The organism is Kitasatospora sp. NPDC001132 (genome assembly GCF_053598415.1).
The window spans coordinates 1-17,150 of the sequence record NZ_JBSFKF010000053.1; the positions used below are offsets into that span (position 1 = coordinate 1).

The window sequence follows — 17,150 nt, forward strand, 5'->3', positions numbered from 1 at the left end:
GCAGGGGGGACCCTGTGGGAGAGTAGGACGCCGCCGAACAATTCTTCTGAAAAGCCCCTGATCCATTCGGATCAGGGGCTTTTCGCATTTCCCGGTCAAGCCGGCGGCAGACTGTCGAAAAGATCTTGGCCGACCATGTCGAGAACCCGTGCCTGGCACCGTCCCCGGGGTACGAGCGGCCCACAATGGGGCGCACGGCTCCGAAGACCGAGGAGAAGACGATGGCCAGGTACCTGCTGCTGAAGCACTACCGGGGCGCCCCGGACGCGGTGAACTGCGTGCCGATGGACCAGTGGGCGCCGGAGGAGGTCACGGCGCACATCACGTACATGCAGGACTTCGCTGACCGGCTGGAGAAGACCGGCGAGTTCGTCGACGGTCAGGCGCTCGCGCCGGAGGGGACGTGGGTCCGGTACGACGGTGAGGGGCGGCCGCCGGTCACCGACGGTCCGTTCGCCGAGACCAAGGACCTCATCGCCGGCTGGATGGTGATCGACGTGGACAGCTACGAGCGCGCCGTCGAGCTGGCCGGGGAACTGTCGGCCGCCCCCGGGGCCGGCGGCAAGCCGATCCACGAGTGGCTGGAACTGCGGCCGTTCCTGGCCATGCCGCCGACCATCACGGAGTGACCGCTCCGATGGACGAGGCCCTGCTGAGAAGCCTCACCCCGAGCGTCATCGGTGTCCTCGTCCGCCGCGGAGCAGACTTCGCGGCGGCCGAGGACGCCGTGCAGGAGGCGCTGGTCGAGGCGGTGCGGCTCTGGCCCGCCGAGCAGCCGCGCGATTCCAAGGGCTGGCTGGTCACCGTGGCCTGGCGCAAGTTCCTGGACGCGACCCGGTCGGACGCCGCCCGCCGGCGCCGGGAGGACCTGGTGGACCGGGAGCCGGAGCCCGGGCCCACGGCCGCCGTGGACGACACGCTGCAGCTCTACTTCCTGTGCGCCCACCCGTCGTTGACTCCCTCCTCGGCGGTGGCGCTGACCCTGCGGGCGGTGGGAGGGCTGACCACCCGCCAGATCGCCCGGGCCTACCTGGTGCCCGAGGCGACCATGGCGCAGCGGATCAGCCGCGCGAAGCGCACCGTCTCCGGGGTCCGGTTCGATCAGCCGGGGGACGTCGCCACCGTGCTCCGGGTCCTCTACCTGGTCTTCAACGAGGGCTACTCCGGGGACGTCGACCTCGCGGCCGAGGTCATCCGGCTCACCCGGCAGCTCGCGGCGGTGATCGACCACCCCGAGGTGGCCGGATTGCTGGCCCTGATGCTGCTGCACCACGCCCGACGGGCCGGCCGGACGGCGCCCGACGGTGCGCTGGTGCCGCTGGCTGCGCAGGACCGCGGCCGGTGGGACACCGGGCTGATCGCCGAGGGCGTCGGGATCCTCCAGGCGGCGCTGGCCCGGGACCGGCTGGGCGAGTTCCAGGCCCAGGCGGCCATCGCGGCGCTGCACGCCGACGCGCCGACCGCCGAGGAGACGGACTGGGTGCAGATCGTCGAGTGGTACGACGAGCTCGTCCGGCTGACCGGGAGTCCGGTGGTGCGGCTCAACCGTGTGGTGGCGGTCGGTGAGGCGGACGGGCCGCGCGCCGGGCTGAGGGAACTCGCGGAGCTGGACGCGGCGTTGCCGAGGTACGCGGCGGTGGCGGCGTACCTCCACGAGCGCGACGGGGACCTGGCGGCGGCGGCCCGGTTGTACGCGGAGGCGGCGCACAAGGCCCTCACGCTCGCCGAGCGTGACCATCTGACCCGTCAGGCCGCCCGGCTCAACACGGGCCTGAAGGAACGTCGGACGGGCTGATGGGTTTTGCCGGGGCCACCAGAGCCGCCCGGCGGCCCTCAGAGCCGCCCGGCGGCCTTCAGTGCGAGGTAGGTGTCGGCCAGGGCCGGGGCGATCCGGGCCGGCGGGGCGTCCAGCACGGTGACGCCGTGGCGGGTGAGGCGCTCGGCGGTGGCCCGGCGGTCGGCGCGGGTCTGCTCGGCGGCCGCCGCGCCGTACACCGCCTCCAGGGTGCCCCGCCCGGCGGCGAGGACGTCGAGCCGGGGGTCGGCGACGGAGGCGAGGACGACCTCGTGGCGCTTGGTGAGCATCGGCAGCAGCGGGCGCAGGCCGTCCTCGACGGGGGCCGCGTCGAGGCCGGTGAGCAGTACGACGAGTGAGCGGTGTGGCGCCATCTTGAGTGCGGTGGCGACCAGGGAGCGCATGTCGGTCTCGTGGAGTGCGGGTTCCAGGCCGGCCATCGCGTTGGTGAAGGCGGGCAGCACCTCGTGGGCCGAGCTGCCGGCCACCGCAACGCGCTTGCGGGAGTCGTGGGCGAGCAGGTCGACCCGGTCGCCGGCCCGGGTGGCGAGGGCGGTGAGCAGCAGGGCGGCGTCGAGGGCGGCGTCCAGGCGGGGTGCGTCGCCGACCCGGCCGGCGGAGGTGCGGCCGGTGTCGAGGACGACGAGGATGTGCCGGTCGCGTTCGGGGCGCCAGGTGCGGACGGCGAGGCCCCCCGCGCCGGCGGCCGTGTTCGCTGCGCGGCGGGCGCTGGCCCGCCAGTCGATGGAGCGGATGTCGTCGCCTGGCAGGTACTCGCGCAGGGAGTCGAACTCGGTGCCCTGGCCGCGGGTCAGCACCGAGGTGCGGCCGTCGAGTTCGCGCAGCCGGGCGAGCCGGGAGGGCAGGTGCTTGCGGCTGGTGAACGGGGGCAGGGCGCGGACCGTCCAGGGGACGAGGTGCGAGCCCTGGCGGCCGGCCAGGCCGAGCGGGCCGAGCGAGCGGACCGTCACCCGGTGGGCGTGGTGGTCGCCGCGGCGGGTGGGGGCGAGCACGGTGGTGATCCGGCGCCGTTCGCCGCCGGGGAGGGCCAGGGTGTGCCGGGAGGCGGTCTCGGCGGTGCCGCGGCGCCAGGCGGACGGGGCCCAGGCGTCGCGCACCAGGCCCCGGAGCGGGCGCCCGCAGGGGTTGGTGACGGTCAGTTCGACGGTGGCGGGTTCGCCGAGCCGGACGGTGGTGTCGCCGCCCCGACCGAACCGCAGGCCGCGGACGGGGGCGGCGAGCACCAGGTCGACCGCGACGGCGATCAGCACCGCCCCGGTGACCAGGCCGATCCCGGTCCAGGACGGCAGCAGCAGGCCCACGACGAGCGCGCCGAGTGCGGCGAGCAGGGCGGTTCGCCCGGTGAGGGCCATGCGGTGCGCTCCTTCGGAAGTCCGTGGGTCTGAGACCGGTGGGTCGAAAGTCCGTCGGCCGGGGGCCGGAACGGGGGCGGTGGTGCGGTGCGGCGGGGTGTGCCGGGGTCAGCGCGGCGCGGGCGTCTGGGCGAGGACGGCCTGGATGACGGAGTCGGTGGTGACGCCCTCCATCTCGGCCTCGGCGCGCAGCGCGACCCGGTGCCGCAGGGTCGGCAGGGCGAGCGCCTTGACGTCGTCCGGGGTGACGTAGTCGCGGCCGGCCAGCCAGGCCCAGGCGCGGGAGGCGGCGAGCAGGGCGGTGGCGCCGCGCGGGGAGACGCCGATGGACAGCGACGGGGACTGCCGGGTGGCCCGGCAGAGGTCGACGATGTAGGCGAGGACCTCGGGGGAGACGGTCAGCCGGGCGATCTGCTCGCGGGCCGCGGTGAGGTGCTCGGGCCCGGCGACCGGGCGGACGCCGGCCGCGCCGAGGTCGCGCGGGTCGAAGCCGGCGGCGTGCCGGGAGAGCACCTGGAACTCCTGGTCGCGGTCGGGCAGCGGCAGGATCAGCTTGAGCAGGAAGCGGTCCAGCTGGGCCTCGGGCAGCGGGTAGGTGCCCTCGTACTCGACCGGGTTCTGGGTCGCGGCGACCAGGAACGGGACGGGCAGCGCGCGCGGTACGCCGTCCACGGTGACCTGGTGCTCCTCCATGGCCTCCAGCAGGGCGGCCTGGGTCTTCGGCGGGGTGCGGTTGATCTCGTCCGCGAGCAGCAGGTTGGTGAAGACCGGGCCGGGCTGGAAGGAGAACTCGGCGGTGCGGGCGTCGTAGACGAGCGAGCCGGTGACGTCGCCGGGCATCAGGTCGGGGGTGAACTGGACGCGCTTGGTCTCCAGGCTGAGCGCGGTGGACAGGGTGCGCACCAGCAGCGTCTTGGCGACGCCGGGGACGCCCTCCAGCAGCACGTGGCCGCCGCAGAGCAGGGCGACGACCAGGCCGGTGACGGCGGCGTCCTGGCCGACCACGGCCTTGCCGATCTCGGCGCGCAGGGCGGTCAGCGCGGCGCGCGGGTCGGTGGCGGGGGTGGCGGGTGCCGTGCCGGGGACGGAGCGCAGCTGGGCGGTTGCCTGGTCGGTCACGGGTTCCGTACCTGCCTTTCGAGGGCGTCGAGGTCGTCGGCGAGCCGCAGCAGCGCGGCGTCGTCGGTCGGGGGCGGGCCGTACAGCAGGGCCCGGACGTCCCCGGCGGGCCGGTCGGGCAGCCGGTCGGCCACGGCGACGCAGAGCGCGTCGGGGTCGGGTGCGCCGGCCCGGAGCGGGACGCCCAGGGCGGGGGCGAGGCGGTGGGCGGTGGCGCGGCGCAGCGCCTCGGCGGCGCGGCCGCGGGCCTGGGCCCGGCGGTACAGGCGGGCGCGGCCCTCGGTGGTCTCGGCGGCGCGGACCACCACGGGCAGGTTCTCGCTGACCACCGGGCCGAGCCGACGGCCGCGCCAGAGGGCGGCGAGCACGGCGGCGACGGCGAGCTGGCGGGCGGCCCAGCCCCAGCCGCTCGGCAGGTAGTCCTCGAAGGTCCTGGTGCGGGCGCCGTCGGGGACGGGGGCGGAGTAGTCGGGCAGGTGCCAGGTGAGGCGGGGCTGCGAGCCGAGCAGGCCGAGTGCGAGGGAGGCGTCGCCGTCCTTGGCCAGTTCGCTGTTGTGCAGGAAGCTGCCGCTGCCGAGCACGATGACGTCGCGGTCGCCGTCGGCGGCCGGGAGGCTGACCAGCGGGTAGCCGTGGCCGCGCGGGTAGCAGCCCTCGCCGCGGCTGCCGCTGGTGTAGAGCATGCCGCCCTGCTGGGCGCTGCCGGCCCGGACGGCCTCGGTGAGCGAGCACTCGGCGGGGGTGGAGCGGACGGCGGCGTACGGCGGTCCGCCCGCGTCGTCGGACAGCCGGATGCCGGGGGCGAGCGTGGTGAGCGCGGCCGGGCCGGGGGCGACCAGCACCAGCCGCCGGTGCCGGGCGGCGGCGACGGCGCGCAGCTGGGCGGGGCTGAGCAGGTCGGGTTCGGGCAGGACGAGGGTGTCCTGGCCGGCCGGGGCGGTGGTCGGGTCGGTGGTGAACTCGGCCTTGAGGCCCTGGCGTTCGAGCAGGGCGAGGGCGGCGTGGGTGCCGTCGCGGTCGTACGAGCGCGGGTCCAGCGGCGGGTAGCGGCGGTCCTCGCCGAGGCTGGACACGGCGGCGGCGCCGATCAGCAGGGCGGCGAGGACGGCCAGGTACCAGCGGGAGCGGCGCCACAGGCCGCGCGCGGTGGGGGAGAGGCTGGTCGGGGCGTCGGCGGGTGTTCCGGGAACCGTGGCTTCGGGGGCGGGGACGGTGCCGGTCATGCCGCTCCTCCCGGGGTCGAGGCCGGGGCCGGGGTCGACGCGGGGGCGGGGGCTCCGGCGGCGTCGGGGGTGAGGACCGGGCGGGTGTTCTCCAGCGTCCGGTCGAGTTCGTGCAGCAGCCGGTACGCGTCCTGGTCGGCGGTGCGCTCGCCGTACGCGATGTCGTCGAAGGTCCGGGCGGCCGCGGCCAGCGCGGCGGCGTGCTCGGGCAGTGCCCGGCCGGCCTCGGCGGCGGCCTCGTCGGCGGTGCGGCCGGGGCGGGTGTCGAGCAGGGTGCGCTCCTCCAGGCCGCGCACCAGGGCGCGCATCTGCTCGCGGACGGCCTGGGTCCAGCGTCCGGCGGCGGCGTGTGCGGCGGCGTCGGCCCGGTACTGGTCGGCGCTGCGCGGGCCGTCGGCGCCGTACACGTCCTGGACGGTGCGGGCGGCGCGGCGGGGCGCGCCGAGGCGCCACCAGAGTGCGACGCCGATCAGCACCGCGACGATCAGGAAGAGGATCAGTCCGGTGGTGCCGGTGGCGCCGTCGCCGGAGATGCTGTCGAGCGCCCTGGCGATGTGGTCGTAGAACCAGTCCGTGATCCGTTTCAGGACGGACGGGTCGTGCTTGTGGTACTCCGCGTCGAGCAGCTCGTCGCGGGCGGCCTCGCGCGCCGGGTCCCGGGGCACGGTGACCGGTGCGCCGCCCGCGGCGAGGAGCCCTTCCCCCCAGTCAGGCATCCGGCTCAGCGCCTCGCCGGGCTCGGGTCGCCCGGTCCGCCCCGGCCGGTGCCGTCGTGCTCGGGCAGGCCGGCCGCGCGGGCGAGCTCGATGTCCAGGGCCTCTCGGCGGATCCGCTGGTCGATGTAGACCAGCACGCCGACGGCGGCGATGAACGGGGTGGTGAAGGTGCCGGCGATGATCCCGGCGACCGCGAGCAGCAGCACCATGGCGATGCTGCGGTCGGCGCTGTCGGGCAGGCCCTGGTCGTTGAGGCTCTCGAAGCCCAGCGCCAGGCCGAGGAACTGGAAGGGGACCACGACGACCATCGCGACGACGAGCGCCAGCACGTGGCCCAGCAGGTTGATGCCGAGGACCCGCCACCAGGCGCCGCGGACCAGGCGCCACGAGCGTGACAGCGCCGTCAGCACGCCCTGCTTCTCCAGCATCAGGGCGGGGGCGGCGAGGCTGAAGCGCATGTAGAGCCAGACGGCGACCGGCACCGTCAGCAGGCCGACCAGGGTGAGCAGGCCGACGATCGCGGGGGTGTCCTGGCCGGCGGCGAGGTAGCCGAGCAGCGGGGTGAAGCCGAGCAGCGTCACGCCGGGGCCGACCAGCGCGGTCAGCAGGGTCAGCCCGAGCAGCTGCAGCAGCCGGGGACGGGCGTCGCGCCAGGCCTCCCCGGCGGTCACCGACCGGCCGAGGACGGCGCGGCTGACCACGATGGTGAGCAGCGCGGTGGCGATCACGTTGAGCAGCAGTTCCAGCGGCAGGCCGGCCAGCAGTCGCAGGCTCTGGGTGGCCTCGCCGGTCTTGCCCTTGACCAGCAGGTTGACCAGGACGTTGCCGGCCTGGGCGACCACGGCGAAGCCGAGCGAGAGCGCGAGCGCGGTGCGCCAGTGCCGGCGCACGGTGGTGACGGCACCGTCCAGCAGCTCGCCGAAGCTCAGCGGGCGCAGCGGGATGACGCCGGGCTTGGGGCCGGCCGGGGCGCCCCAGCCGTACGGGCGGTGGCCGCCGGGAGGCTGCTGCCCCCACTGCTGCCCCCACTGCGGTCCGGGGGCGCCGGCCGGGCCGGTCCAGCCGGGGGTGGCCTGCGGTGGTGCCGACGGCCCGGGCACGGCGGCGGGCGCGTCGGCCGGGGGCCGGGCGTCGTCGCGGGGCGGCTCGGACGAGCTGGGCGAGGCCCAGCCCGGGGTGTCGGTCATCACTGCTCCTCGGAGGGCGTCACGGGCGCGACTGCGAACGGATCTTCCGCCCGCGCGCAGCGCCCATCGTGCCATGGGGCCGGAATTCGGCCCCATGGCGATCCGGTTGCTGATCGGCAACGGTCCTCCGCGCCCTGCCGGGTGGGGCCCGCGGGCGGGGTCGGCGAGGGGCCGCGGGCGGTCCCGGCGGGCACATTCGCCCGGTATGGCCGGAATGCACCGGTGGGGGAGTTGGCCGTTCTGGAGCATTGGCACTGCTGTGCGGCAGGTCACAATCCGGTAATGAGAAGATGGACGCATGAAGGGACGCGTCCTCGTCGTTGATGACGACTCCGCACTGGCCGAGATGCTCGGCATCGTGCTGCGTGGTGAGGGTTTTGAGCCGTTTTTCGTCGCGGATGGGGACAGGGCGCTAGCAGCGTTCCGGGAGACCAAGCCCGACCTCGTCCTGCTCGACCTGATGCTGCCCGGCCGGGACGGCATCGACGTGTGCCGACAGATCCGGGCGGAGTCCGGCATCCCGATCGTGATGCTGACCGCGAAGACCGACACGGTCGACGTCGTGGTGGGCCTGGAGTCGGGCGCCGACGACTACGTCACCAAGCCGTTCAAGCCCAAGGAGCTGGTGGCCCGGGTGCGCGCCCGGCTGCGCCGCGCCGAGGAGCCCACGCCCGAGCAGCTGACCATCGGCGACCTGGTGATCGACGTGGCCGGCCACTCGGTGAAGCGGGACGGCCGGGGCATCCCGCTGACCCCGCTGGAGTTCGACCTGCTGGTCGCACTGGCCCGCAAGCCCTGGCAGGTGTTCACCCGCGAGGTGCTGCTGGAGCAGGTCTGGGGCTACCGCCACGCGGCGGACACCCGCCTGGTCAACGTCCACGTGCAGCGACTGCGGTCCAAGATCGAGAAGGACCCGGAGCGCCCCGAGATCGTGGTGACCGTCCGTGGCGTCGGCTACAAGGCCGGACCCAGCTGACGTGACGGACCGGGCAGACGACACCCCGTCGGGTTCCGCGACCGACGGGGCCGGGGCGGTGCGCGGTGACGTGCTGAGTTCGACCACCCGCCGCCGACGGGGCCCTTCCGCGGTGGCCGCACTGGTGAGGCGTCAGCTGCGCCGCCCCACGCACCGGGTGGCCGCGCTGTACCGCCGGTCGATCCAGCTGCGCGTGGTCGCGGTGTCCCTGCTGGCGTCCATCGCGGTCGTCGTGGTGCTGGGCGTGGTCGTGGTGGCGCAGGTGCGCAACGGCCTGCTCGGCACCAAGACGGACGCCGCCCGCGCGCAGGCCCGGATCGGCTTCCAGGTCGAGCAGAAGAAGATCGACGAGGCCAACGACCAGAAGCTGCGGGGCACCGCCGACCCGACGGTCAGCGAGGTCGGCACCTGGCTGCTGCGGCAGGTCAACGACCTGGCCGGGAGCGGGCAGACGGTCTACTCCGTGATCGCGATGGCCCCCGGCACCGGTGCCGTCGTCCCCGACACCGCGGGCTTCGCGCCGCGCTACTCGGGCGACATCCAGCCCAGCAGCATCCCGGACTCCCTGCGGGCCAAGCTGCTCGCCGAGCCCAACCAGATGTTCGACCAGCCGACCCGGATCTACCGATCGCCCGGGAGCGACGTCAAGTCCGAGCCCGGGCTGGCCCTCGGCATGCAGTTCGACGGCCCGGCCGGGACGCCGTACCAGATGTTCTACGTGTTCTCCTTCGGCCAGGAGACCGACACCCTCAACCTGGTCACCGGCACCCTGGCCACCGCCGGGGTGTTCGTGGTGATCCTGATGGGCGGCATCGCCTGGGTCGTGGTGCGCCAGGTGGTCACCCCGGTCCGGATGGCCGCCGGGATCTCCGAGCGGCTCGCCGACGGGCACCTGGAAGAGCGGATGAAGGTCACCGGGACGGACGACATCGCCCGCCTCGGGGAGTCCTTCAACCGGATGGCCAACGCCCTCCAGGCGCAGATCCGCCAGCTGGAGGAGCTGTCCAGGGTGCAGCGGCGGTTCGTCTCGGACGTCTCGCACGAACTGCGCACCCCGCTGACCACGGTCCGGATGGCCGCGGACCTCATCTACGACAGCCGCGAGGACCTGGACCCGATGGCGGCCCGCTCGGCGGAGCTGCTGCAGGGCCAGCTGGACCGCTTCGAGTCGCTGCTCGCCGACCTGCTGGAGATCAGCCGCTTCGACGCGGGCGCCGCGATCCTGGACGCCGAGCCGGTCGACCTGCGTGAGATCGTCGCCCGGGTGGTCGAGGCCGCCGACCCGCTGGCGCAGGCCAAGGGCAGCGCCGTGGTGATCCGCGGCGACGGCGAGCCGGTGCTGGCCGAGGTGGACTCCCGCCGGATCGAGCGGATCCTGCGCAACCTGGTGGTCAACGCGCTGGAGCACGGCGAGGGCCGCGACGTGGTGGTCCGGCTGGGCTCGGCGGACGGCGCGGTCGCGGTCGGCGTGCGCGACTACGGCATCGGCCTCAAACCGGGCGAGGCGTCCCGGGTGTTCCACCGCTTCTGGCGGGCCGACCCGTCCCGGGTGCGGACCACCGGCGGCACCGGCCTCGGCCTGTCGATCGCCGTCGAGGACGCCCACCTGCACGGCGGCTGGCTCCAGGCCTGGGGCGAGCCCGGTGGCGGCTCGCACTTCAGGCTCACCCTGCCGCGCACCCGCGGTGGCGAGATCACCCGGGCGCCGTTCCGGCTGGAGCCGGAGGACTCCCGCAACAACCGGGGGCTGGGCGCGCAGGGCACGCCGTACCGGCGGGCGATCAGCCCGTCCGGGGCCACGGCGTCGGCCGCCGTCGACGAGCAGGCGGAGACGCCGGAGAGCGCGGGCGGCGGCCTCGGCAGCGGGCTCGGCGGGGTGCTGAACATCGGCCCCGGGCTGGGCCGGAGCCGGCTGCCCGAGGGGCCGCGTTCGGACCCCTCGGACGTACGGACGGCCGCCGGGTACGGGGCCACCGGGGCCCAGGTCATGGTGGACCCGACGGCCGGACGGCCGTCGGTGGCGCAGCGGACGGCGGAGTCGGACGTGACGGGCGGGACGAGGGACGCGGAGGGGTCGCAGCGTGCGAGGGACGAGCAACAGGACTGAGCCGCGGCTCCTCGCGGCGGTCGGCGGGCTGCTCGGCGCCCTGGTGGCGAGCGGCTGCGCGGCGATGCCGGATTCCGGCGGCATCACCAAGGTGGAGCTGTCCCAGGGCTCGGCGGACAAGAACCTCCAGGCCCGGGTCTACCCGGTGGCGCCCGGGAAGGGCGCCAAGCCGCGCGAGTTGCTGACCGGGTTCCTGGACGCGGTGACCGCCGACGAGGGGTACGACACCGCGCGCAAGTACCTCACCGAGAGCGCCGCCGCGGAGTGGAAGCCGGAGGCGGAGCTCCGGGTGCTCTCGTCCACGACCATCCCGGACGTCCCGGACGTCACCGACGCGGATACGGTCTCGGTGTCGGTGACCGGGCAGCTGGTCGCCGGTGTCGACGAGAAGCACTCGTTCGAGCTGGTCACCGGGCAGAACAACGTCTCGTCGCCCTTCACCTTCGTCCGGAAGGACGGCGAGTGGCGGATCGACAAGCTGCCGCCCGGCGTGATCATGAACGAGACCAATTTCCGGAACAGCTTCCGGCAGGTCGAGCGGTTCTTCTACACCACGCCGGACCCGTCGGCGGCGGCCAGCGGGAACGCCGGCCAGGAGGTGCTGGTCGCCGACCCGATCTACCTGCGGCGCCGGACGGACCCGCTGACCTCGGCGGCCCAGGCGGTGGCCGACGGGCCCTCGACGTGGCTCTCGCAGGCGGTCCGGACGGCGTTCCCGAGCGGTGTCCGGGTCGAGCGGGTGACCATCGACGACAGCAAGACCGCCCACGTGCAGCTCGGCTCGACCGACCTCGGCGAGGCGACGGCCTGCCGGCGGATGGCGAACCAGCTCTTCTACACCCTCGCCGACCAGGGCAAGGGCCTCGACAAGCTGGAGCTGAAGGGGCAGCGCGGTTCCTGCACCGTCCGCCGCGGCGAGGAGCCGCTCGTCGGCCCCGGTGCCCTGGTCGGGCCATCGTCCGCGACGCAGTACTACCAGCGTGCCGACGGCGCCCTGGTGGCGACTGACGAGGGACGCCCCGGGGACCCGGTCCGCGGCATCCTCGGCAAGCCGCAGTCGAACACCAAGCCGCCGCTCGGCGCCTTCGCGGTCAGCCGCAGCGGCACCCAGGCCGCGGCGATCAGCGAGGACGGCCACCAGGTCTACTCGCTGCCGCTGTCGGACAGCACGGTGGCCATGGGCGAGCCGGTGCTCACCTCGCCGGCCAAGGGCGGCGACAAGGAGGACGGCTTCGCCTCGCCCAGCTGGGACGGCCGCGGCGACCTCTGGGTGGTGGACCGCAACAAGCAGGGGCCCCGGGTGGTGATGGTGCGCGGCGCCAAGTCGTACACCGTGCCGGTCGAGGGGCTGCTGACCGGGCAGACCGTGCAGGGGATGAAGATCGCCTCGGACGGTGTCCGGGTCGCCCTGGTGGTCAAGACCCCGGGGGTGACCAGCCGCTCGCTGCGGTTCGGACTCGTGGTGCACGGCGGCACCCCGCAGGCGCCCACCGTGAAGATCACCGGGCTGCGCCAGGCCGCACCGACGCTCACCGACGTCGCCTCGGTGTCCTGGGCGGAGGCCGACCAGCTGGTGGTGCTCGGCAAGGAGGCCGACCGGACCCAGCAGCTGTACTACATCAGCACCGACGGCTCGCAGAGCACGGACACCCAGCTGCAGAGCGCCGAGACCATGCAGACCGTCGCGGCCTCGGAGTCCCGGGCGGACAGCCTGACCCAGACGCCGCCGGTGCTCGCGATGGGCGAGGTCAAGCAGACGGACGGGAAGCCGAGCGAGCTCAAGGCCTTCCGCCTGGTCAACCACCAGTGGCGGGAAGCCTCGCTGATCGACAAGCCCCGGTCCTTCCTCTACGCGGGCTGACGGCGCGCGCGGGCTGATGACGCGCCGCCCTGCTGACGGCGCGTCCGGGAGGGGCCGTCGGCTCGCCCGGGCAGGCCGCGGCCGCGGCGGTGGTCAGCCCGCCGGGTGCACGGTGGCCGCGACCGTGGCGCCGGCCCGGGCCGGCAGCCCGGCGTCGGCCAGTGCCCGGGCGGCCTCGGCGAGGCTGGCACCGGTGGTCACCAGGTCGTCCACCAGCACCGGGTGACGGCCGGCCAGGCCCGTCGGCCAGGTCCGGACGCGCGGCAGCACGGTGAGCGCGCCGTGGAGGTTGCGGCGCCGTTCGGCCGCGTTCAGCCCGGTCTGGTCGGCCACCGGCCGGGCGTGCCGCAGCAGCGGGGCGGCCCGGACGTCCAGGCCGGACCGGCGCAGCGAGCGGGCGGCCGCCCCGGCCAGCCGCAGCGTCGGATCGTGCCCGCGGGCGCGGACGGCCGAGCGCGCCGAGGGCATCGGGACCAGCAGCAGCGGAGCGGCCCCGGCCCGAGCGCCCAGGGCGGAGCACACCGCCCGGCCGAGGGCCTCGCCCAGCGGCCCGGCCAGCCGTAGCGCGCCGCGCTCCTTGTGGGCGAGCAGCAACTGACGGACCGGGTCGGTGTACGGCGCGGCCGCGTGCGTCCAGGGCAGTGGGGTGGGGACGGGCCGGGCGGTGGCCAGCGCGCGCCGGCAGGCCGGGCAGAGCTGGGTGCGTTCGCTGCCGCAGCCGGCGCAGTCCGCGGGCAGCAGGATGTCCAGCAGCCCGGCCAGTGCGTGGCCGAACGGCCCTTGGGCGGACGGTGGACGGGCGGGGGCGGGGGACGGCGGCACGGCTGCTCCTGGCGGCGGCAGACACGGAGAGTCAGCACACGATGCGCCGTATGGGGGGCGTTGTCCAGGTATTTACCCATACTTCATTCGCCAGAGGGTAGACAGGGTGCACCAGCTTGACCGCCCGACCGCATTATCGGGTCATACCCTCCTTATCGGCTGAGGAGGCGAAAAACCCGTGTGAGGTGTTCGATAAGGCCCAGGGGGTTTCAACCGTCCCTGGTGGGGAGGAAGTGAGGTGAGGGCCAGTCGTTTCCCGCCGCTGGCGGCGGGGGCGGGGGGCCGGCAGTGGATGGGCTGGTCCAGCTGGGTCTCAGCCCGGTCCGGTAGCACCCGGATCGGCGTCAGCACGAGGGATCGGAGTTCTGCGTGGACATCGTCGTCAAGGGCCGCAAGACCGAGGTGCCCAAGAGGTTCCGCGAGCACGTGGCCGAGAAGCTGGAGAAGGTCCAGAAGTTCGACGCCAAGGCCATCAGCCTCGACGTCGAGGTGTCCAAGGAGCACAACCCGCGGCAGGCCGACCGCTCCGATCGGGTGGAGATCACTCTCCGCAGCCGCGGCCCCGTCATCCGGGCCGAAGCCGCCGCCGCTGACCCGTACGCGGCGCTCGACCTGGCCTCGGCGAAGCTCGACGCGCAGCTGCGCAAGTCCGCGGACCGGCGTCGGGTGCACAAGGGCGGCGCGAACGGCCGCACCCCGATCAGCGTCGCCGAGGCGACCGCGGCCCTGGCCGCGCTGCCGGCCACGACGGCGCCGGAGGGCGCGACGAACGGCGCCGTCCGCAAGACCATGATGGGATCCCTGGAAGTGGAGGGCGAAGGCCCGCTGGTGGTCCGGGAGAAGACGCACCCGGCCGCCCCCATGGCGCTGGACCAGGCGCTCTACGAGATGGAGCTGGTCGGCCACGACTTCTACCTCTTCGTGGAGAAGGACAGCGGCCTGCCGAGCGTGGTCTACCGCCGGCACGGTTACCACTACGGCGTCATCCACCTGCAGACCGACCTCGCGGCCGGGCCGGGTGGCGGGGCGGGCGGGGCGATCGGCGGGTCCGACGAGGAGGACTGACCGTCCGAGGAGCGATGGAGGGTGACCCCGGCGGCCGTGGCCGCCGGGGTCACCGGCGTTCGGGGGAGTGGCGGTCCGGCGTCCGGGGAGGGGCGTCGCGAACGGGGCCGCGTCCCGGGCGCAGGGGTCACCCGATGCGGGGGAATCGGCATCGGAGGGTGACCGTGGCGGTGTCGGAGCGTGGAATGATTGGCGCACGACGACCCGCGAAGGGGGAGGAGCGGATGGGGGATCACTTCGGGCTGGGGCCCGGGGTCGGGCCAGGGCTGCCGCCGGGGGCGGAGGACGAGCCCGCGTACGAGCCGCACCGGGGTGAGCCGATCCGCGTGTTGGTGGTGGACGACCACGCGCTGTTCCGCCGGGGACTGGAGATCGTCCTCGCGGAGGAGCCGGACATCAAGGTCGTCGGCGAGGCGGGGGACGGCGCGGAGGCCGTGCTGAAGGCCGCCGACCTGCTGCCCGACATCATCCTCATGGACGTCCGGATGCCGCGCCGCAGCGGGATCGAGGCCTGTACGGCGATCAAGGACGTGGCACCCAGCACCAAGATCATCATGTTGACGATAAGCGACGAGGAGGCCGACCTCTACGAGGCGATCAAGGCCGGGGCCACCGGCTACCTGCTCAAGGAGATCTCCACCGACGAGGTCGCCACCGCGATCCGCGCGGTCGCCGACGGGCAGTCGCAGATCAGCCCCTCGATGGCCTCCAAGCTGCTCACCGAGTTCAAGTCGATGATCCAGCGCCGCTCCGACGACCGGGACCTGGTGCCCGCGCCCCGGCTCACCGACCGGGAGCTGGAGGTGCTCAAGCTGGTGGCCACCGGCATGAACAACCGGGAGATCGCCAAGGAGCTGTTCATCAGCGAGAACACCGTGAAGAACCACGTCCGCAACATCCTGGAGAAGCTCCAGCTGCACTCCCGGATGGAGGCCGTGGTGTACGCGATGCGGGAGAAGATCCTCGAAATAGGGTGAGCCGGGCGGGACTTGGGGGTGCCCCTGGCGGTCCTGGCGGTCCTGGCGGTCTTGGTGGTCCTAGCGGTCCGCCAGCAGCTTCTCCAGGGCGGGGCGCAGCCGCTCGTCGTGCAGCGCCCCGACCCGCACCTCGTCGCAGCCGACCCAGGAGGCCGCCTCGCGCAGGGCCGCCGCGAGCGCCTCGAGGTGTCGGGCGCCGCTCCCGCGGCCGTCCAGCGAGACCTGCCGGGCGACCAGGGTGCGCCCCTCGCGGGTCGGGTCGACCCGGCCGACCAGCCGGCCGCCGGTCAGCAGCGGCATCGCGAAGTAGCCGTGCACCCGCTTGTGCTTGGGCGTGTAGGCCTCCAGCCGGTGCGTCATGCCGAAGATCCGCTCGGTGCGGGGGCGGTCCCAGACCAGCGAGTCGAACGGCGAGAGCAGCGTGGTGCGGTGGCGCCCGCGCGGGGCGGTGGCGAGGGCGGCCGGGTCGGCCCAGGCCGGGGCCGGGGCGCCGTCCGGGCCCCAGCCGGCCACCTCGACCGGGACGAGCCCGCAGTCGGCGAGCACCGGGTCCAACTGCTCGGCGCGCAGCCGGTGGTAGTCCAGCAGATCGGCCCGGGTGGCCACGCCGAGGGCGGCGCCGGCCTGGGCGGCCAGGGTGCGCACACACTCCTCGTCCGACCTGTCCTGCCCGAACAGGGCGTCCGGGACGGCCTGTTCGGCCAGTGCGTAGACCCGCTTCCAGCTCCGGCGCTCGGTGCAGACCACCTCGCCGAAGGCCAGCGCCCGCTCGACCGCGATCTTGGTGTCGGACCAGTCCCACCACTCGGCCGTCTTCTTGGCGCCGCCCAGCTCGGTGGAGGTCAACGGCCCCTCGGCCCGCAGCTTGTCGAGCACGGCGCGGTACGTCCCGGGCTCGACCCGGCCGCCCCAGAGGTGGCCGCGGTCGCGGTAGCGGCGGCGCCGGAAGGCGAACAGTGGCCACTCCTCGACCGGCAGGATGCAGGCCGCGTGCGACCAGTACTCGAAGGTCGTGCCGCCGCCCCAGTACGCCGCCTCGACGGCCGGGCGGCCGACCGCGCCGAGCCGGGCGTACGGAACCAGCTCGTGCGAGCGGGCCAGCACCGAGATGGTGTCCAGCTGGACGGCGCCCAGGTGCCGCAGCACCCCGCGCACCCCGCCGCGGCGGTCGGGCGCGCCCAACAGGCCCTGGGCGCGCAGGGCGATCCGGCGGGCGTCGTCCGCGCTGAGGACGGCGACGGGGGCGGGGCGGGGGGCGGCGGTCATGCCGGCGAGCGTAGCCCGGGCCACTGACAACGCGGGCCCGGATCGGGCCGAGGGGCGGGGGCCGCGGGCTCAGTCCAGATCGGAGGGCAGCAGGGAGGCGATCCAGGAGTCGTGGAAGACGCCGCGCTGCTCCGCGTACGAGCGCAGGGTGCCCTCGAAGCGGTAGCCGACCTTCTCGGCGACCGCGCGGGAGCCCTCGTTGCCGACGTAGGCCACCCACTCCAGACGGCGCAGGCCGAGCTCCCGCAGGCCGAAGCGGGAGACGGTGCGGGCGGCCTCGGTGGTGTAGCCGCGGCCGCGGAACTCCTTCACGGCCCACCAGCCGATCTCGGCGCAGCCCGGGTCCTGGGGGCGCAGGACGAGCCCCTGGGCGCCGACCAGAGCGCCGGACTCGCGCTCGAACACGCACCAGACCCGGTGCGCTCCGGTGCGCCAGCCGTCGATCGCGAGATCGCGCACGAAGAACTCCGCGTCCTCGCGCCGGTACGGCGACGGGACGACCGTCCAGCGCTGGATCTCGGGATCCTGGCAGGCGGCGAAGACCGCGTCGATGTCGGATTCCCGCGGGGCCCGCAGGACGAGCCGCTCGGTGGTGAGGGTGACAGCTTCGGTGCCGGTTTCTTCCATGAACGGATTATTCGACGGTGCCGGAAAGCGGGCATC

Annotated in this window: 15 protein-coding genes; 7 read left to right on the forward strand and 8 right to left on the reverse strand. The window is 74.4% G+C overall.

Annotated elements, in window-relative coordinates:
• Positions 1-221: 221 nt before the first annotated feature.
• A complete protein-coding gene (locus ACWDBE_RS37225; protein ID WP_449793029.1) occupies positions 222-629 on the forward strand; it encodes a YciI family protein in 408 nt (135 codons plus the stop codon).
• Between the two features lie 8 nt (positions 630-637).
• Positions 638-1,795 carry an RNA polymerase sigma factor gene (locus ACWDBE_RS37230; protein WP_449810200.1) on the forward strand — a complete coding sequence of 386 codons (1,158 nt, stop codon included), beginning with the start codon at positions 638-640 and terminating at the stop codon, positions 1,793-1,795.
• Positions 1,796-1,833: 38 nt separating this feature from the next.
• On the opposite strand, the gene ACWDBE_RS37235 is transcribed toward ACWDBE_RS37230, so the two are convergent.
• The 5 genes from ACWDBE_RS37235 to ACWDBE_RS37255 form a co-directional block, all read right to left on the reverse strand.
• Positions 1,834-3,168: a DUF58 domain-containing protein gene (locus ACWDBE_RS37235; RefSeq protein WP_449810189.1), complete on the reverse strand. Its 1,335-nt coding sequence runs from the start codon at positions 3,166-3,168 to the stop codon at positions 1,834-1,836.
• Between the two features lie 108 nt (positions 3,169-3,276).
• Positions 3,277-4,287: an AAA family ATPase gene (locus ACWDBE_RS37240; RefSeq protein ID WP_449810190.1), complete on the reverse strand. Its 1,011-nt coding sequence runs from the start codon at positions 4,285-4,287 to the stop codon at positions 3,277-3,279.
• A complete protein-coding gene (locus tag ACWDBE_RS37245; protein ID WP_449810191.1) occupies positions 4,284-5,510 on the reverse strand; it encodes a DUF4350 domain-containing protein in 1,227 nt (408 codons plus the stop codon). The genes ACWDBE_RS37240 and ACWDBE_RS37245 overlap by 4 nt, the downstream gene beginning before the upstream one ends.
• The gene (locus ACWDBE_RS37250; RefSeq protein WP_449793033.1) at positions 5,507-6,226 is read right to left on the reverse strand and encodes a DUF4129 domain-containing protein; all 720 of its coding nucleotides are present in this window, start codon (positions 6,224-6,226) and stop codon (positions 5,507-5,509) included. Before ACWDBE_RS37250 ends, ACWDBE_RS37245 begins: the two co-directional genes overlap by 4 nt.
• Positions 6,227-6,231: 5 nt before the next feature.
• Positions 6,232-7,413 carry a glycerophosphoryl diester phosphodiesterase membrane domain-containing protein gene (locus ACWDBE_RS37255; protein WP_449810192.1) on the reverse strand — a complete coding sequence of 394 codons (1,182 nt, stop codon included), beginning with the start codon at positions 7,411-7,413 and terminating at the stop codon, positions 6,232-6,234.
• A 298-nt stretch (positions 7,414-7,711) separates the two neighbouring features.
• Here ACWDBE_RS37255 and mtrA point away from each other — a divergent pair, with 298 nt between their 5' ends.
• The 3 genes from mtrA (at position 7,712) to ACWDBE_RS37270 (ending at position 12,357) form a co-directional block, all read left to right on the forward strand.
• Positions 7,712-8,389 carry an MtrAB system response regulator MtrA gene (gene mtrA, locus ACWDBE_RS37260; protein WP_030247322.1) on the forward strand — a complete coding sequence of 226 codons (678 nt, stop codon included), beginning with the start codon at positions 7,712-7,714 and terminating at the stop codon, positions 8,387-8,389.
• Positions 8,390-8,459: 70 nt separating this feature from the next.
• Positions 8,460-10,496: an MtrAB system histidine kinase MtrB gene (mtrB, locus tag ACWDBE_RS37265; protein ID WP_449793054.1), complete on the forward strand. Its 2,037-nt coding sequence runs from the start codon at positions 8,460-8,462 to the stop codon at positions 10,494-10,496.
• Positions 10,471-12,357, forward strand: coding sequence for an LpqB family beta-propeller domain-containing protein (locus tag ACWDBE_RS37270; protein WP_449810193.1), 1,887 nt, complete (start codon positions 10,471-10,473; stop codon positions 12,355-12,357). The genes mtrB and ACWDBE_RS37270 overlap by 26 nt, the downstream gene beginning before the upstream one ends.
• Before the next feature lie 93 nt (positions 12,358-12,450).
• Here the strand turns inward: ACWDBE_RS37270 and ACWDBE_RS37275 are convergent, their stop codons facing one another.
• Positions 12,451-13,179, reverse strand: coding sequence for a ComF family protein (locus tag ACWDBE_RS37275; RefSeq protein WP_449793036.1), 729 nt, complete (start codon positions 13,177-13,179; stop codon positions 12,451-12,453).
• Positions 13,180-13,548: 369 nt separating this feature from the next.
• Between ACWDBE_RS37275 and hpf the strand changes: the two genes are divergently transcribed.
• Positions 13,549-14,244, forward strand: a complete 696-nt coding sequence (gene hpf / locus ACWDBE_RS37280; protein ID WP_449793037.1) for a ribosome hibernation-promoting factor, HPF/YfiA family — start codon at positions 13,549-13,551, stop codon at positions 14,242-14,244.
• 224 nt (positions 14,245-14,468) lie between these two features.
• Complete coding sequence (locus tag ACWDBE_RS37285) at positions 14,469-15,221, forward strand: response regulator (protein ID WP_449793038.1); 753 nt, start codon at positions 14,469-14,471, stop codon at positions 15,219-15,221.
• Between the two features lie 60 nt (positions 15,222-15,281).
• Here the strand turns inward: ACWDBE_RS37285 and ACWDBE_RS37290 are convergent, their stop codons facing one another.
• Both ACWDBE_RS37290 and ACWDBE_RS37295 read right to left on the reverse strand, forming a co-directional pair.
• Positions 15,282-16,487: a winged helix-turn-helix domain-containing protein gene (locus tag ACWDBE_RS37290; protein WP_449810194.1), complete on the reverse strand. Its 1,206-nt coding sequence runs from the start codon at positions 16,485-16,487 to the stop codon at positions 15,282-15,284.
• Positions 16,488-16,556: 69 nt separating this feature from the next.
• Positions 16,557-17,114, reverse strand: a complete 558-nt coding sequence (locus ACWDBE_RS37295) for a GNAT family N-acetyltransferase (protein ID WP_449810195.1) — start codon at positions 17,112-17,114, stop codon at positions 16,557-16,559.
• Between the last annotated feature and the right edge of the window lie 36 nt (positions 17,115-17,150).

Bases quoted from the DNA above. Each gene is read 5' to 3' on its own strand.
- ACWDBE_RS37225 (WP_449793029.1), top strand. From the start codon at position 222: ATGGCCAGGTACCTGCTGCTGAAGCACTACCGGGGCGCCCCGGACGCG.
- ACWDBE_RS37230 (WP_449810200.1), top strand. From the start codon at position 638: ATGGACGAGGCCCTGCTGAGAAGCCTCACCCCGAGCGTCATCGGTGTC.
- ACWDBE_RS37235 (WP_449810189.1), bottom strand. From the start codon at position 3,168: ATGGCCCTCACCGGGCGAACCGCCCTGCTCGCCGCACTCGGCGCGCTC.
- ACWDBE_RS37245 (WP_449810191.1), bottom strand. From the start codon at position 5,510: ATGACCGGCACCGTCCCCGCCCCCGAAGCCACGGTTCCCGGAACACCC.
- ACWDBE_RS37250 (WP_449793033.1), bottom strand. From the start codon at position 6,226: ATGCCTGACTGGGGGGAAGGGCTCCTCGCCGCGGGCGGCGCACCGGTC.
- ACWDBE_RS37255 (WP_449810192.1), bottom strand. From the start codon at position 7,413: ATGACCGACACCCCGGGCTGGGCCTCGCCCAGCTCGTCCGAGCCGCCC.
- mtrA (WP_030247322.1), top strand. From the start codon at position 7,712: ATGAAGGGACGCGTCCTCGTCGTTGATGACGACTCCGCACTGGCCGAG.
- ACWDBE_RS37285 (WP_449793038.1), top strand. From the start codon at position 14,469: ATGGGGGATCACTTCGGGCTGGGGCCCGGGGTCGGGCCAGGGCTGCCG.
- ACWDBE_RS37290 (WP_449810194.1), bottom strand. From the start codon at position 16,487: ATGACCGCCGCCCCCCGCCCCGCCCCCGTCGCCGTCCTCAGCGCGGAC.
- ACWDBE_RS37295 (WP_449810195.1), bottom strand. From the start codon at position 17,114: ATGGAAGAAACCGGCACCGAAGCTGTCACCCTCACCACCGAGCGGCTC.